The sequence below is a fragment of the Pedobacter westerhofensis genome, from assembly GCF_900182595.1.
Lineage (GTDB): Bacteria > Bacteroidota > Bacteroidia > Sphingobacteriales > Sphingobacteriaceae > Pedobacter > Pedobacter westerhofensis.
Genome location: NZ_FXTN01000006.1, coordinates 130,742 through 146,988 on the forward strand (window position 1 = coordinate 130,742; position 16,247 = coordinate 146,988).

Sequence of the window (16,247 nt, forward strand, 5' to 3'; positions counted from 1 at the left end):
AACAATGGAAATGATGAATATACAGACTTTTATCAACGAATGGATTGCTGTGGGCAATGCATTTGATACAGAGCGGTACCTGGGTTTTTACTTAGAAGATGCTGTACTGGACGACCGCTCGGTCGGGGAGGTATTTAAAGGGCGCAAGGAGATAAAAAAATATTTTGACAGCTATTTCATCGGGTACAACACGTGGACAGAACTGGTAAGATTAGATTTAATTAATAACAGTCAAGCCCATATTGAAGTCAAATTTTCAGGCAATTTTTCTGAAGGAAACATTGGTGGCTTTTTCGACGTTGCTTTTAAGAACGGTAAAATAGCTTTTGTAAAGGCTGATCTTATACACTAAAAAATAATAATATGAAAAATGATTCTTTTGAAACCATAATCGCCCGCTCCCTGGCCTTGAGGGAAAAATATCATTCGCTTGAGGTTGAACACCATGGTAGCGAGTGGACTGTAGAAGAAGATGCGCTGGCATTTTTAACTGATGCCGCCCTAGTGGGAAGAAATATCATGTCACAGCAGAATAGATGGCCTAAAAGCAACTCTGAAAAGGAGTTGGAACATAAACTTGGTGAAAGTATCTGGTGGTTGATTGTCCTTGCGGAACGGTCGGAAATTGATATAAAACAGGCCGTTAGAAATTTTTTGGACAAAACAGAAGGTATGATGCCTGGCTGAGGGCAGTATAAGAGGAATCGCACTAGAAAGAAAGAACTGTTTGTTCTGCGTTTCCCATGATGCAGCACAAAGAAGTGCCAAGCTATACTCTTTCATGTGACCATGCAAATTGCAAGGCATTAATCCTATGGTCTGGATGGTAGATGTGCTGAGAAAAATCAATAAGCATCCAGCGGCAAAAATACAGGATCTTTACCGCACCAATGGAAAAGACTGCAGGAAACCGAACCTGTGCTGTAGTGTTAGCTTACTTCCCCACAAGTAGAAAGAGATGAACATTAATAGTACAAAACCATCAGGAAACGAAAATGTGCTCTCATTAAACATGTATAGTAAAATTCTAAACAGGGGCAGTAATACATGTATGTGGGTTTACTATTTAAGATAAAGGCATTATTAGGGAGCCAGCTATTTACCAGAATGTAGTAACAGACTTGATCAAAGAAATTCAGTAAATCATTATCATTTAACGGTGAGATACTGAGATACTGGCTATCGTATCGTCAAAAATTGAGGAATAATAAAATGGTAAAATTTTAAATGTATTTACACTTGAAAAAAACAAACCAAATATCATGTGGTTTTCATCAAATAAATTAATAAAAGCACACTTACTAAGAAAATCATAATAGTTATGATTTTGACAAACATGGTGGAATGATAATACCTGCCCTCATCTAATTGTCTTTTAGTATTCATATAACTGAGGTATGAAAAAATGACTACACATGTACCTAATGCGACAATGAATATGCCGATGACCCGCGAATCACCTGTCTGATGTATATGCATTTGATTGCCCAATACTGCGGTTACCTGTTTCATAAATAGCGAGAACTTCACTACCACAAATCCAAAACCCATGATACCGATTCCTGTTCTAATCCAGGCTAAAAAAGTTCGTTCATTGGCCAGATGATCATTAGCGCCTGCTGCACTTTTCCTGTTATTTGAACTTTCCATGTTTAAAAATAGCAAAACTATTACCACATCAATATAAAAATCCCTCAATCATACATATAATGATTGAGGGATTACAACGCTGATGGTTACTCCTATTTTATAGCCGTACCTTCTTTAATTTCATCTGTAGCATGCAATATGATATGATCTCCGGGTTTAATATCCCCAACAATCTCAGTTGAGTCTGTCCCTACTAAGCCCTCTTTGATGGGTGTTAAAACTGCCTTATTTTTCACGACCTTAATCACATATTGATTTTCTGTAGACCTAACTATAGTATGATTGGGCACTAAAAGTGATTGGGCAGCTGTCATCAATGGAATTTTAACTTCTCCGTACATACCTGGTTTAAGCACTAAGTCAGAATTGTTAATATCAATTTCTATAGCTTCGGATCTGCCGTCACCCAGCGAATTAGCTGAACGGCTGATCATCGCCTTCCGGTTTAACCCTGGAATGGCCGTAAAATTGACATACACCGCTTTCTTTAGATTCACCTTTTCTACATACGCCTCGGGTATGTAAACCTCCAAACGAAGTTTTTGTAAGTGCTGAAGGATCAACAGCGGCTGGCTTGCCTTAGCGGCACCAGATAATGCTCCCGCAGACACATTCCTCTGTATAACTACACCATCAAAAGGGGCCCTAATGGTTAAATAACCTTGCATACTGCGAACTGAGGTTACATTTGCCTTTTGAGAGTCGGCCACAGCCTGGTCGCCACGCATTTTAGAAAGTGCATTATCCAGATCCAGGGAGGAGACAGCCCCAGCTTCTTTGGCGGCATCTTTCAAACGCCGGTATTTATCTTCACTGGCGCGTGCTACTTCCTGCGCCTGTAAATATTGCGCCTGTGCAGCTTTTAATTGCGACTCAATCTCGGGTGCTTCCAGTTCTATCAGGAGCTGGCCTTTTTTAACTTCACTGCCACGGTCTACATATACCTTTTTAACAAAACCGTTGGCTTTTGGATAAATGGCTACCTCATCAAAAGGTTTTAACTGCCCTGGTAAACGCACTTCTGACGCCAGACCTTTTTGTGTTATGGTACCAATATCATACCCGCTATTTAAAGCAGCAGACTTACCAGAGAGATCTTTAGGAGATTCTTTACTGGTACATGCACTGATGCAGGCAATAAGAATTATTGAAGGGACCCATTTTTGGATACCATTTTTTGTGAATTTATTTTGTGTTTTCATTGTGATCAGGCATTAAAGAAGGTGATTCATAAGTCGTTTTACGCTGTATCCCAGCAAAAACCTGTGGTAGAATAAATAAAGCGGCTAAAGTAGAGGCAAATAATCCACCGATTACGGCCACACCCAGTGGGGCGGTTTGTTCTCCGGCTTCGCCCATTCCAGAGGCCATGGGGATCATACCGGCAATCATTGCCAAACTGGTCATCAGAATAGGTCTTAAACGTACAGAAGCACTGACAATAGCCGATTTTTTAGCATCATGATATTCCAGCCGTAATTTCTCGGCATTGGTTACAATCAGAATTGCATTGGCTACGGATACCCCTGTTGACATGATCATTCCCATATACGACTGCAAATTTAATGTAGCACCCGTGAGCAGCAGGGCAGTCAATGAACCTAAAATAACTGCCGGAACGGTAGACAATACTGTTAAAGAAAGTTTAAAAGATTGATAGTTGGCAGCAAGCAGGAGGAAGATCACCAGGATAGCATACAACAAGCCATTCTGTAAACTTGCTAATGTTTCAGTTAGTAAGGTAGACATACCTTTGATATCAACAAGCAATCCTTTTGCTGGTGTACCCAGACTATTTACCGCGTCTGTTACGTCTTTGGTGGCTGTGCCCAAATCCATTTTGTTGATATTTGCACTTACTGTCAAAAATCTTCTAGGCCCGGTACGGTCATACTCCCCGGGCGCATAAGTGGTAGTAAACTGAGCTATATCACCCAATACCGGACTGGTCCTTCCACTGACCAACGGAATCTCACGCAGCTCATCCATCGTATTCATCACGTATTCAGGGACCTGTACCTGCACCTGGTAGGTATAGGCCGACTTTTCATCCAGCCATTGGTTTTTTTGGGTAAACCTGCTTGAGGAAGTACTTGCCGTTACCGATCGGGAAATATCTTCCAAATTTAAGCCAAACTGAGCTGCCTTAAAACGGTCAATTTTGATTGATACCACCGGCATTTTTAGTGGCTGCGCAATCTGTACATCTCTCAGGTAACTTATTTTACTCAGTTTCCCCACTATTTTTTTTGCGTAATCTGTGATCTGATCCATGTCTTTGCCCGCAACACGCACCTCAATTGGTGTTGCTGCACCCTGACTCATGATTTTCTCGGTCATGTCAATTGGCTCAAAATTAAGCCTCAACTCGGGTATAGCATATTTGATGTTCTTACGTAATGCATCTTTAAGTTCATCCATATTCACCTTATATTCTGCATCCAGGTTAACCTGTACTACTGCTTCATGGGTACCTGTGTTAAAGATATAGAGGTTACTGGTACCGTAGCTGCTTGGAATAATCCCCACATAGGCAGAACTGATGGCCACCTTATGATCTACCGTTTTATCAATGATCTGCAATACCTTTTTCATCGCATCCTCTGTGCGTTCCAGTCTGGTCCCATCGGGCATTTTAATTCTCAGCTGGAACTGGCCGTTGTTCACCTTAGGCATCATATCCTTTCCAATGATCACAAAACAAAATCCGGCAAGGGCTATTACACCTATGAGGTAAACTGGAACCATAATCTTTCGGACACCCATCAATCTCTCAATGATTCGCATATAGCTAAGTTTAACACGTTCAAAGAGGTCGTTTTTCTCAGGATGTTCCTTTTCCTCCCGCAGGTGATTGTTTACCTGGTCGATTTCAGCAGGGTCTAATGCTTCACCTGCATGTGCATGCACATCTGCATGGTTATAATGCTGGTATTGTTCTGCTTTGATCAGCCAGTTGCAAAGTATAGGCACCAATGTTTGGGCAATCACAAAGGAAACAATCATGGTAAATCCAATAGACAGTGATAAAGGCAGGAACATCGCTTTAGGAATACCATTCATCATAAATGAGGGTGCAAACACCGCAAGGATACAAAGCAGGATGAGCATCAGGGGAAAAGCGATCTCCTCACATGCATCATAAATGGCTACCTTTTTACTTTTACCCATTTCCAGATGCTGGTGAACATTCTCTATCGTTACCGTGGCCTGGTCTACCAGAATTCCGATAGCTAATGCCAGCCCGCTCAGGGTCATAATATTGATCGTCTGACCAAACATACCCAGCAGCAATACCCCAATAAGAATCGATACTGGAATTGTGATGACAACGATCAGGCTACTCCGCCAGTCTCTTAAAAATAGTAACACCATTAGCCCCGTAAGAATGGCGCCTAGCGTTCCCTCAGTAACTAAGCTCTCTACAGCATTCACCACAAAAACAGACTGGTCAAATTCATAAGAGATCTTAACATCATCTGGCAAAAGGCTCTGCATTTCGGGAATTTTGCTTTTCAGTTGTTTTACCACTTCCCAGGTCGAAGCATCAGCCGTTTTTACCACCGGAATATATACTGATCTTTTTCCATTGATCAGCGCATAATCTACCGTGATATCTGCGGCATCAGCTACCCGGGCAACGTCCTTTACCAATACCGGCACGCCATCTTTCATCGTGACAGGAATATTGCCAAATTCTTCAACTTTTTGAACCAATGAATTAAGGGTGGTCACAAACATATTATCACCTAGACGTAAGTTCCCTGAAGGCGACATTACATTGTACTTGGCCAATGCCTCTACCACTTCATCAGGTGTAATGCTATAACTTCTCAATTTATCAGGGTTTACACTTATAGTGATCGTGCGTGAATTTGCACCAAATGGTGGCGGCGCGGAAAGTCCTGCAACTGCCGAGAACATCGGGCGAATCCTGGTAGCTGCCATATCATAGATTTCCTTTAGGCTACGACTTTTACCAGATAAGACCAGCTGGCCTACGGGCAGCGAAGAAGCATCGAACCTTACCACCTGCGGAGGCAGCGCCCCCGGAGGAAAAAATTTCATGGCTCGGTTTACCTGTAATGCCACCTGGGCAGAGGCTTCGGCCATATTGGTACTTTCGTAAAAGCTCAGTTTTAGCATCGTTAAACCCTGTATGTTTTTGGTAGTAATATTTTTCACCCCATTTACATAGAGAAACTGATCCTGCAAGCGGGTAGAGAAAAACCCTTCCATCTGTTTCGGAGACATCCCCCCATAGGATTCTATGACGTAGATGGTGGGTTGGTTTAATTGTGGAAATATATCTATCGGAATTTTTAATACACTCAGTACAGAGAATATGAGTAAACTAAAGGTGACAACTACTATAGTTATCGGCCTTTTTAATGCGGAGGTGACCAGTGACATAAAATTATTTTAAAGAATTTAAAACCAGACCTACCTGATTGCGTGTAATCGCTTTTTGGAATACAGCGCGGCACAATGTGTATTTAGCAATGGCAAAATCTGCTTCTGCACGGTACAGCAGATTTAGGGCTATGTTGAGCTCAATGATATTGATCAGTCCGTTTTTATACAGCGAGAACTTTTGTCGGTAAGCAGCCCGCGATGCGGAAAGCTGGTGTGGGATTTCATTCAATCGTGCAACTGCGGTTTGCAGCTCAGCATCTGCCTGTTTGATTTGTGTATCCAGGTTAACTGCCTGTTCTGTTAAACGGCTCTGCTCATAGGAGGACGTGCTCCTTTGCGTATTGAGCCGCAACTGCTGTCTTTTGATATCTGTGATATTAAAACTGATACCTAAACCCACCAGGTAATTTGTCCTGCTCAAACCCCAGCCATTATTTAATGCGCCAAATTCGCTATCCTGATTTATAGAGGATCCCCTACCCCACACAGCACCTTCAAGCATGAGTTTGGGTAAATTAGATTTACGGATCACTTTTTCTTTCTGCAAGCTGTTTTCGTAGCGGGACTGATAATAACTGATCAGCGGATGGGCGGAGTTATTCTCCTGTGCAGGCATCTGTAGTGACAATGAAATCAACCGTGCTGAAATTGTGCTGTCTGCTATAATTTTAACCGCATCAATGCCACTGATGGCAGCCAATTGTAGTTGCAGTTGCGTATATTTATTGTTCAGCTCCAGTAAGGTTAATCTTGACTTGGATAATTCAGCTTCAGCAATGCTTGTATCCACTCCGGCAATAATTCCACTTTTAGCCAATGCCTGGATGGATGAACGGATCTGCTGGTTCCTGGTAATATTTTCCTGTTGGATGACTACCAGGTTCTGGTATTGGAAGAGTTGCAAATACCCTTCAATAGCAGAAGTTTGCAATTGATATTTTGTTAATTTGAACTGCTGCTTTTCAACATTCACATCAGCCGCGGCCGCCTTATTCTGCGCGTTAAACAGACCGAAATTGTAAATTTCCCAGTCTAGTGTGGCAACACCAAGATTTGAGATTGCATTAGAGGGATCATTTGCCGGTCTTACTCCGCCTGTATTGGATGGAACGATTCCGAAACCAAAATATGCTCCAGGCACATTATTATTCGTACCAAGGTCGGCCTGGTAATTGACTTTAATACTTGGTAACCAGTTATATTTGGTTTCTCTTGCAAGTGATTGCCGAATACTGACTGCGGCAGAGTCTGCAATTAATGATGGTGCTTTTAAAGTGACACTGGAAACCAAATCGGCAACAGACAAGGTGTGATCCTGCACCTGGGCAGATAACACTTGTGTGAGCAGGACTAATCCAATGACACCTGATAACTTTTTAAGGATAATCATGTGTTAAAAATTGAAGAGAACAACATAGACCTCGCCTGCCAAATGAAATTGGCACACGTTAGAGATTCAATGTATTTTTCTTAAATTGTTAACTTTCCGAGGGGGAGGTAGATATCTCTTTCTGGAAGTACCCTTAAAGACAGTTGTGTGAGAAAACTATTGCTAAAAAGGTGTAATGAACTAATTGGAGCAAAAAGTCTTTCTATGAGTAAGTAGCAAAACTTACTGATCAGATCAAAACCTCCATCGCTCAGTCTTTGCTGGATTGCAATAACCTGGGCAAGATCATCTTCAAGGTAATCCTGTTTCCGTTTACTAAAGAGCTTTTGAAGTAGCCATATGTTTACCTCACCGTCATTGGTGTTAGCGTTATGAATAAGGCCAAAACCTACTAAAGGTTTTATGCTAAGCATTAAACCTGCAATTAAAAATAGTATTTTAATTAGCTTTAGAGTTTTCATAATCCTTTTAACTATTCCAAAGATGGACATAAGGTACCTAATAGCATAGTAGTATTAAAAATATTACATTGATATCAAATAGTGTCTCAAATTTTTCAAAAAACGGTGGAATACTGAGGCACTGCCATGCGTTTTAACAAATAAGGAGGATTTCTCTTTTTGCTGTTAAGCTGATGATCGGACTGACAATAGCAATTTGACCCCTTGCTTGGTTGCAGGATCCATGCCATACTTTATAGCCAAGTTTTGCCACCGCTTTGACGCGGGCAAAACCGATTCTTTTATTTGCCCCATAACTAAGGCTGTTTTTACGTTGCTCATTTTTGAAGGTGTTTTGAACTCTGTCCGTCTGGTCTTGCATGGTGAGTATAATCGCCTAAAAGGCTCATGACCAAATTACGCTCTTTGAACCACCATATGCCATCAACACGGGCAAAGGTGTCTTCATACTGGCCGATAATGATCGGCTGAAGTGGAAATTTCCTTTCAAGATCCTGCTGGAATATCGACATATAGGAAGATGCCGTTGCACTCTGGTCATCAGCATCAATTTTCAAAACTGTGTTTGTAGTTAAATGTGCCGTATGAGGTGTCCCATTCGGGTATACCTGTAAATTTTCAGTCAGGTGTTGTTCAATATGCGCTGTGCCATCTGCGACTAACCCATCAGATATGATTTTTCCATACTTAAATAATCTGGCTACCCCGGCGAAGTTAGCTGCGTCTAAATAGTGGGTGTACTGTGCGATAAGATTTTCAATTTCTCTTTCGCTGCTGATTTTATAGCTTGATTGTTCCATAGCAAAACTAATTTTTTATTGTTGTGATCATGTTTATTTCCTTTTTTATATGTTTATACCACTGGTATCGTACCGCCATCGACTATGTAGTTGACGCCTGTGATATAAGCAGCAGCAGGTGAAACCAGGAAGCCAACAAGTTCAGCAATGTCTTCCGGTGCGGCCATTTTGCCCATTGGGATACCACCTATCTTATCCATCATGACTTGTGTAGCTTCATCAATTGTTTTGCCTAAAGCATTAGCAAAATCACCTAAAAAGGCTTGCATTGCCCCTGTTTTAACTGGTCCTGGAGAAACGGTCAATACGCGTACGCCTTTGCTGGCAAGTTCATTGGATAAGCCTTTACTATAATTATCCAATGCAGCTTTTGCTGCACCATATGGCATATTCGCCTCCCAAAGTGGTAACTGGCTGTTAATAGAAGAAATGTGAATAATTACACCTTCTCCAGCTTCCAGCATTTTTGGTAATAATGCCCTGTCCAAATTAACTGGTGCCATCAGATTTAATTGTAAATCATTATTCCAGTGTTCGTGTGTTAATGTGCCGAACCCGCCAGCCGGGCTGCTTGTACCACCAATGTTGTTTATTAAAATATCAACTTTTCCAAATTTTTCGTTGATTTCATTAGCTAGTTTATCGCTTTCCCCAACTTTTGCTAGGTCTGCCGCAATAAAATGATAGGATTGATTTGCATCAGCTGGCTGACTTCTGGCCGTTACAATAATAGTGGCACCTGCATCTGCGAGTCTGTCTGCAATAGCTTTTCCAATGCCTTTAGTACCGCCTGTTACTAATGCTATTTTTCCGTCTAATCTTGTGTTTGTTTTTTGTGAGTTTGACATTTGTTTTTATTTTTAAATTGTTAATTGGATATATATCTATTATGAATGATGTAATTATTTGTTGGTTTCAGGCTTGTGTGGCACATAAATTATAGTAATGATTGCTGCTAATACTGATATGCCTGCTGCAGCCAGGAATGCACTACTTAGCCCGGAAGAAAAGTCATGGGGTTTTAAATTGGCCGTATAAATAGAAACCATAGCTGCAATGCCAATAGCACCACCAATCTGCTGGCTGATTTGTAAAACGCCAGACGCGATACCTGCGTCTTGATCTTCAACTCCTTCAAGAACTATAATACTACCTGGTGTGAAAACCAAGGCAACACCTACGCTATGTAGTATCACTGGGAAAAGAACATCTCCCCAATAAGTGCTGTTCGCATTAAGCCTTGAGAAACCAATTACACCTGCTGCTACAAGAATACAGCCTACCACCATTAGGTTGCGAACACCAAATCTGATCACCATGCGTGGCACAAACTGGGTAACCGAAAAGACTGTGATGGTCAGTGGCATATAAGCAAATCCTGCCAAAAGCGGATTTAACCCTAATACTTGTTGAAAATACTGCAGAATAAGGAATAATGATGCAAAATGCATTCCTACAACTGCTGCCATAACAATCAGTCCACCCTGTCTTGGTTTAGGACAAAGGATACTGAGCCTCAATAAGGGGTCTGCCACTTTTGATTCGATCAAAAAAAACAAGGTAAACAAGAGTACAGCAGCGATAAAACTCCCGATTGTAAGCAATGATAACCAGCTATTTTCGGCAGCGCTGATAAAACCATACACAAGCGCCGTTGATCCGAAGATAGCAGTTAGTGCTCCGCTAAAATCTATTTTACCTTTTACTTTACTCGTTTCAGGTACTAGAAAGCCTATCGCTGCAAATGTAACTGCACCAACAGGAACGTTAATAAGCAATGACCATCGCCAGGATATGAATGCTGTCAAAGCACCACCTAAGATCAGTCCAACTGATGCGCCAATGGATGATATAGCATTAAAAAGGGACAGGCCGTGATTTTTTTCTTCTTCATTTCTGGCCAAAATGGTAATTAGTGCAAGTACACTAGGGGCTGCTAAAGCAGAACCAACCCCTTGAAAAACACGTGCGATAATCAATACCGAAGGTGAGGGCGCTATTCCTCCTGCTAGAGAAGCAAGAACGAAGATCGCCAATCCGATCTTAAATGCTTTGACTTGTCCGATCATGTCACCTAACCGGCCTCCTAAAAGTAGCAGGCCTCCAAAAGCAAGTGCAAAAGCATTTGGGATCCAGGAAAGATCCGCTGCAGTAAAGCCCAGATCAATCTGAATATTCTTCAAAGAAACAATGACGATTAAAAAGTCCATCGCCAGCATGAGTTGTACTGTAAGTATAACGGCTAAGGCGGTTTTTCGATAAATTAAAGTTGCTGGCATAGTATTATTGTTATTCAGAATTGATTGCTCCAAATTTATTGGTGGTCTTATATTCTGTATTGATTGTTCCAGATTTATTGCTGTTTTGACCTCACTATGTTAATATTAAAAAGTCTATAATTATAAGTTATTTGGATAGTTGAGAAGTCACGCGCTGCACCATCTTTTTGATTTTTACGGGACCCTGATGCAGTATGTGAAATTCATGCGAGCCGGTAAAAGCATTGATAAACACTAATGCTGATTTTTCATTGTAAAATAGCGGTGATTTCTGTAACAGTTGGAGGTTCAAACTATGTTATTTGCAAACATCTTGATGTTAATTCATCTATATCTGTTCTGTAGGTATGGGGAATAATCAGTTCCTCCGGGGCAATCCCGGCCGTATAGACCAAAAGATCATCTGATCCTTGGCTCCAGGCATCCAATACGGGCATGATTACGTCCCAAGCCTCATTCACTTGGTCTGCACGCATAAAAAGCGAGGGATCGCCGGCAAGCATATCAGATATTAGCGTTTCATATGCCTCCGGGCTATACTGATTATCTGCGCCGAAATCAAAGATCATTTCAGCTGTCCTTAGCCCGGTGTTAACTCCTGGCTTCTTGGCGTTCAAACGAAGGCGGATATCGGTACCTGGTTGCAGATTGATCAGAAGCCTGTTGGGTAACTGATCGCCTCCATAGATATCTCTGAACGGCCCCTCTGCCTGATTGCGAAAGTTCACCTTTACCGATGAAGACTTTTCAAGCAGCCTTTTTCCTGTACGCAGAAAGAAGGGGACACCTGCCCAGCGTGGGTTATCGATAAAAAAATTAAGAGCAACATAGGTCTCGGTTATAGAGTCTTGATGTACGCCATCCTCCTCAAGATATCCCACAACATCTTTTCCGTCTATGGTTCCTGAACCATATCGGCCTCTAACTACAAATTCCCGAACCTCTTCAACGGGAATACGCCTGATTGCCTTTAAGAGTTCTACCTTTCTATCCCTGATATGTTCTGCCTCAATAATATCGGGAGACTCCATGGCTACCATTGAAAGTATCTGCAGCAGATGGTTTTGAATCATATCCTTTAAGGCACCAGCAGCTTCAAAATAGCTTCCCCGTCCCTCAACGCCTATTTTTTCAGCAACGGTGATATCGACCGACTCAATGTACTCTGCATTCCATAAAGGTTCGAACAGTGCATTGGCAAATCGGAGGGATAATATGTTCTGAACGGTTTCCTTCCCCAGATAATGGTCAATCCTGTAGATTTGTTTCTCGCTGAATGAGCTTGTCAGAAGCTCATTTAGTTCTACTGCAGATGTCTTAGTATGCCCGAAGGGTTTTTCTATTATAATCCTGTCGTGATCAAGTCCGTCTGCAAGACCCGCCAGTTTGATGTTTTCTGTAACCTTGGCGATAAATCGTGGGGCGACCGAAAGGTAAAATATGCGGTCCGACCTTTCCCCGAAGCCTATTTCGGCCGCCTCAATCTTCTCTTCTAGTCCACTATAGGAATCAAAGCTCTCGATCGAGGACCTGAAATAATATAAGCGGCAGGCGAAACCTTCCCACTCTTCCAGTGAAGGAACTCCGCTCCTGGAGAAGACAGAAAGGTCATTAAATAATTTTTCCCTATAGGCCGAATTCTCAAGATCAGTCCTTCCTAGTCCAATGATCTGAAAATTCTGCGGCATGCGTCCATCCAGATAAAGGTTGTATAGCGCCGGAATCAGTTTCCTTTTAGCAAGATCACCCGTTCCGCCAAAGATGACAATGACGGCGGGTACGGTTCTTTTTCTTTTTTCCATTTTTTAAAATACTTATGATTGAACCGGGATCAGTCCCAGATACTATGATAGGTACCCGTGCTGTCGGTTCTTTCATAAAGATGGGCACCAAAGTAATCTCGTTGTGCCTGTATTAGGTTGGTTGGGAGCTCTGCACTCCTATAGGCATCAAAATAAGAAAGAGCAGACATAAAGGCCGGAACCGCCACACCAGCGTCGACGGCTAGCTTAATTGTGGATCTTGCCGACTTCTGTTTGTCGGACAGGTCAGACCCAATCTTGTCATCAAGCAATAGATTTGGCAGTCGAGGATCTCTGATGTAAGCCTGTCTGAAGTCTTCCAGGCTAACAGAACGGATGATGCAGCCGCCACGCCATATCCTGGAGATATCTTCCAGGTTTAGACCATAGTCATAGTGCTCAGAGGCTACCTGTAACTGGGCCATCCCCTGGGCATACGTATTTATGATAGAAAAGTACAGCGCATCATGCAAAGTATTCAGGATCTCAGTTTGATCATCAGTGAAATGAGCAGTGCTTTCCCAGATAAGTTTTGATGAAGCCTGACGCCTCTGGTCCTTGTATTTTGAAAGATCACGGATGTTAACTGCGGCATCTATTGTAGGAACGGGAACCTGAAGATCCATTGCGTTCTGTGATGTCCATTTACCAGTACCTTTTGCACGTGCAACATCTGAAATCACATTGATCAGTCTTACATCAGTATCTCCATCAAATTTGTTGAGCACCTTTCCGGTGATCTCGATCAAAAAGGACTTGAGATTTGTATTATTCCAGCTACTGAAGGTCTCCTGGATTAATGAATCCTTTATCCCCAGTACCTTTCTCATCAGGTCATATGTTTCAGCGATCAGCTGCATGATGCCGTATTCAATCCCGTTATGTATCATTTTCACGTAGTTACCGGCAGACCCGTTCCCTAAATACGTAACGCAAGGCTCTCCGTTTACTTTAGCGGCAATGGCTTCAAATATCGGCCGCAACCGCTCATAAGCCTTTTTATCACCGCCTGGCATCATGCTGGGCCCAAATCTGGCGCCATTTTCCCCACCAGAAACTCCCATTCCGAAAAAATGTATTCCTTTTGCTTGAAGCTCGATAAATCTCCGGTCGGTATCGGTGAAGTATGAATTGCCGCCATCAACTATTATGTCACCCTTTTCTAAATGGGGCAGAAGGCTTTCGATGGTCTCATCTACTGGTTTTCCTGCAGGCACAAGCAGCATTATTGCCCTTGGACTTTTTAGTTGTCGCACAAAAGATGCAGGATCCGTTGTCGCACTTACCTGCATATGATCTTCTGATTCACTTAACAATGTGGATGCCTTTTTTGGATCTCTTGCCATGCCTACCACGGAAAAACCGTGATCTGCTATATTTAAGAGCAGATTTCTGCCCATTACTCCCAGGCCTACAATGCCAAAATCGTGGTTGTTCATTATATTAAATTTTAGATTTTAATATTTATTCGACTACTTAATAATTTATTTTTGAAGCTTCTGGTAAAATTTGTTCATATACTAAACCAGCGTCAGTCAGTTAAGCCAGCGCATTTCTTCCTAAGACCTGATTTTGTATTATCTATTTTCTTATAGTCAGTGAATGAGATCTGCTTTAACGAAGGCTATTTTTCCATTCCTGATTTTGAAATCAAAAGTTCCACCGATTTTTCCTTCTGGAAAATCACCGGTAAATTCTACTTCTAAATGCGCATTTTCTTCATCGGCGATCGCTAGATTCACTTGGATCGTGTGCGTATTATAGCCAATAAAGTAGCTTTCAAAATATTCTTTGACGCCTTTATGTCCACTAAATTTTCTTCCCACTGAAGGATCATCCAATACAGCATCGGGTAAATAGAAGTCCAGATATTTTTCCGTATCGAAAGCGTTGCTGGCAACAATCCAGTCACTGATGAATTTTTGAATGTTTATATGCTCTAATTTTTTCAAAAATATAGGTTTTGCTTTTAAAACTTCTTGATATATGGGACACGTTTGTGAATGTGCTCCCGGCAAGTAACCAATACTCATCAGAAACTCGTTCACTATTTCACCTCCGGTAAAACGAAACGTTTTCTTGAAAAGCTTTACCCATTCCTCTTTGCTTTTTGGATGATGGTGTTCCATCCATTTTTCGAAGCTCCCGTATTCTTTTTGAATAGCTAAAATGAATTTTGCATTTTCTATCGCTGCATTTACTTTCAACTTATTACGGATTATTCCAGGATCGCTTAAAAGACGTTCACGGTCTTTATCGGTGTAACTTGCTACTTTTTCTATATTGAAATTATCATAAGCTTGCCTGATGTTTTTTTCTTTTTTTAAGATGATTTCCCAACTCAAACCTGCCTGATTGATTTCCATGAGCAACCGTCCAAACAATTCATTATCATCGTGAATAGGAAAACCGTAATGCTGGTCATGATAGTTCTGGTGCAAACTACGACCAGGCTCTTTCATCATGGGTATATAGTTACAATAGCTCATTTTATTTTTATTTCTTTATATCACAAAGATGATCTGAATAATTAAGGCAGCATTCGTCAAAACGGAGCATATTGTTGCCGTTTTGACGAAATAACATTATCTGTTTGAATTGCGCCACAGAACTAGTTTTCCTGAAGTTTAATTTTACGTAACATTTGTTTTAAAATAAGAGCCTAAAAAGTAGTCGGGATAGTTCCCCCATCTATGACATAATTGGCTCCTGTAATATAGGAGGCTTTGGGTGAAGCAAGAAAACCTACCAAATGTGCTATTTCTTCGGGCTGAGCAAGTCTGTTCATAGGCACACCTCCCAGGCTGTCCATGACTAATTGAGCTGCTTCGTCCAGGGTTTTCCCTATAGAATTGCCGTAGCTGGAAAGAAAGGCTTCCATGGCTGTAGTTTTTACCATTCCAGGTGAAACGGTTATGACCCGGACACCTTTTGATGCAACTTCATTAGCCAGTGCCTTGCTATAATTATTAAGGGCTGCCTTGGTTACTCCATAGGAGAAATTAGAAGCATAAAGCGGTAACTTGCCATTAAGAGAGGAAATATGAATAACCACGCCTGTATTACGCTCGATCATCGAGGGAACAAGTGCTTTGTCCAGCTTGATGGCTGCTAGTAAATTTAATTGCAGATCTTTCTCCCAATCCTCATCAGACAAGACGCCGAAACCGCCTGCTGGAGAAGAAGTTCCTCCAACATTGTTGACCAAAATATCCAAACCGCCATATTGTTCCGTGATTTTTAAGGCTAGATTTTCGTTATCTGAACTTTTTGTCACATCTGCTGCTATAAAATCATGATTTATATCTTCTGTCGGTTTGCTTCTTGCTGATACAATAACGGTAGCTCCTAATACCGCTAATTGGTCTGCAATTGCTTTTCCAATTCCTTTCGTTCCTCCAGTAACCAATGCTACTTTTCCTGTTAATTCTTTTTCTGTACTGTTCATT

16 protein-coding genes are annotated in these 16,247 nt (G+C 41.5%); 3 read left to right on the top strand and 13 right to left on the bottom strand.

Translation table 11 applies throughout. The features are described 5' to 3' along the window. Positions 1–10 precede the first annotated feature (10 nt). From FN831_RS13035 to FN831_RS28425, 3 genes are all read left to right on the top strand, one after another. Complete coding sequence (locus FN831_RS13035) at positions 11–352, top strand: Cif family virulence factor (protein ID WP_142528617.1); 342 nt, start codon at positions 11–13, stop codon at positions 350–352. A gap of 11 nt (positions 353–363) precedes the next feature. Beyond that, on the top strand, positions 364–687 hold the full coding sequence (locus tag FN831_RS13040; RefSeq protein WP_142528618.1) for a nucleoside triphosphate pyrophosphohydrolase family protein: 324 nt from the start codon (positions 364–366) through the stop codon (positions 685–687). Between the two features lie 109 nt (positions 688–796). Further along, a complete protein-coding gene (locus FN831_RS28425; protein WP_394348309.1) occupies positions 797–952 on the top strand; it encodes a hypothetical protein in 156 nt (51 codons plus the stop codon). Positions 953–1,260: 308 nt separating this feature from the next. Here the strand turns inward: FN831_RS28425 and FN831_RS13050 are convergent, their stop codons facing one another. The 13 genes from FN831_RS13050 to FN831_RS13110 all read right to left on the bottom strand — a co-directional run bounded on the left by FN831_RS13050 (position 1,261) and on the right by FN831_RS13110 (position 16,246). Then, a complete protein-coding gene (locus tag FN831_RS13050; RefSeq protein ID WP_142528620.1) occupies positions 1,261–1,650 on the bottom strand; it encodes a YidH family protein in 390 nt (129 codons plus the stop codon). A 92-nt stretch (positions 1,651–1,742) separates the two neighbouring features. Next, a complete protein-coding gene (locus FN831_RS13055) occupies positions 1,743–2,852 on the bottom strand; it encodes an efflux RND transporter periplasmic adaptor subunit (RefSeq protein ID WP_142528621.1) in 1,110 nt (369 codons plus the stop codon). Beyond that, positions 2,836–6,063, bottom strand: a complete 3,228-nt coding sequence (locus tag FN831_RS13060; protein ID WP_142528622.1) for an efflux RND transporter permease subunit — start codon at positions 6,061–6,063, stop codon at positions 2,836–2,838. The genes FN831_RS13055 and FN831_RS13060 overlap by 17 nt, the downstream gene beginning before the upstream one ends. A gap of 4 nt (positions 6,064–6,067) precedes the next feature. Continuing rightward, positions 6,068–7,456 (bottom strand): TolC family protein, encoded by a 1,389-nt coding sequence (locus FN831_RS13065; protein WP_142528623.1) that lies wholly within the window; start codon positions 7,454–7,456, stop codon positions 6,068–6,070. Between the two features lie 80 nt (positions 7,457–7,536). Further along, positions 7,537–7,917 (bottom strand): hypothetical protein, encoded by a 381-nt coding sequence (locus tag FN831_RS13070; RefSeq protein ID WP_142528624.1) that lies wholly within the window; start codon positions 7,915–7,917, stop codon positions 7,537–7,539. A 133-nt stretch (positions 7,918–8,050) separates the two neighbouring features. Beyond that, positions 8,051–8,278: a hypothetical protein gene (locus FN831_RS13075; protein ID WP_142528625.1), complete on the bottom strand. Its 228-nt coding sequence runs from the start codon at positions 8,276–8,278 to the stop codon at positions 8,051–8,053. Next, positions 8,235–8,717, bottom strand: a complete 483-nt coding sequence (locus FN831_RS13080; protein WP_142528626.1) for a nuclear transport factor 2 family protein — start codon at positions 8,715–8,717, stop codon at positions 8,235–8,237. Before FN831_RS13080 ends, FN831_RS13075 begins: the two co-directional genes overlap by 44 nt. A 53-nt stretch (positions 8,718–8,770) precedes the next feature. Continuing rightward, entirely contained in the window at positions 8,771–9,565 is a 795-nt protein-coding gene (locus tag FN831_RS13085; RefSeq protein ID WP_142528627.1) for an SDR family oxidoreductase, read from the bottom strand. Between the two features lie 54 nt (positions 9,566–9,619). Beyond that, entirely contained in the window at positions 9,620–10,996 is a 1,377-nt protein-coding gene (locus FN831_RS13090) for an MFS transporter (protein ID WP_142528628.1), read from the bottom strand. A gap of 293 nt (positions 10,997–11,289) precedes the next feature. Beyond that, positions 11,290–12,798, bottom strand: coding sequence for a glucose-6-phosphate dehydrogenase (gene zwf, locus FN831_RS13095; RefSeq protein WP_142528629.1), 1,509 nt, complete (start codon positions 12,796–12,798; stop codon positions 11,290–11,292). 29 nt (positions 12,799–12,827) lie between these two features. Then, the gene (gene gndA, locus FN831_RS13100; RefSeq protein ID WP_142528630.1) at positions 12,828–14,237 is read right to left on the bottom strand and encodes an NADP-dependent phosphogluconate dehydrogenase; all 1,410 of its coding nucleotides are present in this window, start codon (positions 14,235–14,237) and stop codon (positions 12,828–12,830) included. A 156-nt stretch (positions 14,238–14,393) separates the two neighbouring features. Continuing rightward, complete coding sequence (locus tag FN831_RS28135) at positions 14,394–15,263, bottom strand: DNA-3-methyladenine glycosylase I (RefSeq protein ID WP_246101509.1); 870 nt, start codon at positions 15,261–15,263, stop codon at positions 14,394–14,396. Positions 15,264–15,460: 197 nt separating this feature from the next. Further along, a complete protein-coding gene (locus tag FN831_RS13110; protein ID WP_142528632.1) occupies positions 15,461–16,246 on the bottom strand; it encodes an SDR family oxidoreductase in 786 nt (261 codons plus the stop codon). Position 16,247 lies beyond the last annotated feature (1 nt).

Bases quoted from the DNA above. Each gene is read 5' to 3' on its own strand.
- zwf (WP_142528629.1), bottom strand. From the start codon at position 12,798: ATGGAAAAAAGAAAAAGAACCGTACCCGCCGTCATTGTCATCTTTGGC.
- FN831_RS13055 (WP_142528621.1), bottom strand. From the start codon at position 2,852: ATGAAAACACAAAATAAATTCACAAAAAATGGTATCCAAAAATGGGTC.
- FN831_RS28135 (WP_246101509.1), bottom strand. From the start codon at position 15,263: ATGATGAAAGAGCCTGGTCGTAGTTTGCACCAGAACTATCATGACCAG.
- FN831_RS13070 (WP_142528624.1), bottom strand. From the start codon at position 7,917: ATGAAAACTCTAAAGCTAATTAAAATACTATTTTTAATTGCAGGTTTA.
- FN831_RS13050 (WP_142528620.1), bottom strand. From the start codon at position 1,650: ATGGAAAGTTCAAATAACAGGAAAAGTGCAGCAGGCGCTAATGATCAT.
- FN831_RS13085 (WP_142528627.1), bottom strand. From the start codon at position 9,565: ATGTCAAACTCACAAAAAACAAACACAAGATTAGACGGAAAAATAGCA.
- FN831_RS13090 (WP_142528628.1), bottom strand. From the start codon at position 10,996: ATGCCAGCAACTTTAATTTATCGAAAAACCGCCTTAGCCGTTATACTT.
- gndA (WP_142528630.1), bottom strand. From the start codon at position 14,237: ATGAACAACCACGATTTTGGCATTGTAGGCCTGGGAGTAATGGGCAGA.
- FN831_RS13065 (WP_142528623.1), bottom strand. From the start codon at position 7,456: ATGATTATCCTTAAAAAGTTATCAGGTGTCATTGGATTAGTCCTGCTC.
- FN831_RS13040 (WP_142528618.1), top strand. From the start codon at position 364: ATGAAAAATGATTCTTTTGAAACCATAATCGCCCGCTCCCTGGCCTTG.
- FN831_RS13110 (WP_142528632.1), bottom strand. From the start codon at position 16,246: ATGAACAGTACAGAAAAAGAATTAACAGGAAAAGTAGCATTGGTTACT.
- FN831_RS13035 (WP_142528617.1), top strand. From the start codon at position 11: ATGATGAATATACAGACTTTTATCAACGAATGGATTGCTGTGGGCAAT.
- FN831_RS13075 (WP_142528625.1), bottom strand. From the start codon at position 8,278: ATGCAAGACCAGACGGACAGAGTTCAAAACACCTTCAAAAATGAGCAA.
- FN831_RS13080 (WP_142528626.1), bottom strand. From the start codon at position 8,717: ATGGAACAATCAAGCTATAAAATCAGCAGCGAAAGAGAAATTGAAAAT.
- FN831_RS13060 (WP_142528622.1), bottom strand. From the start codon at position 6,063: ATGTCACTGGTCACCTCCGCATTAAAAAGGCCGATAACTATAGTAGTT.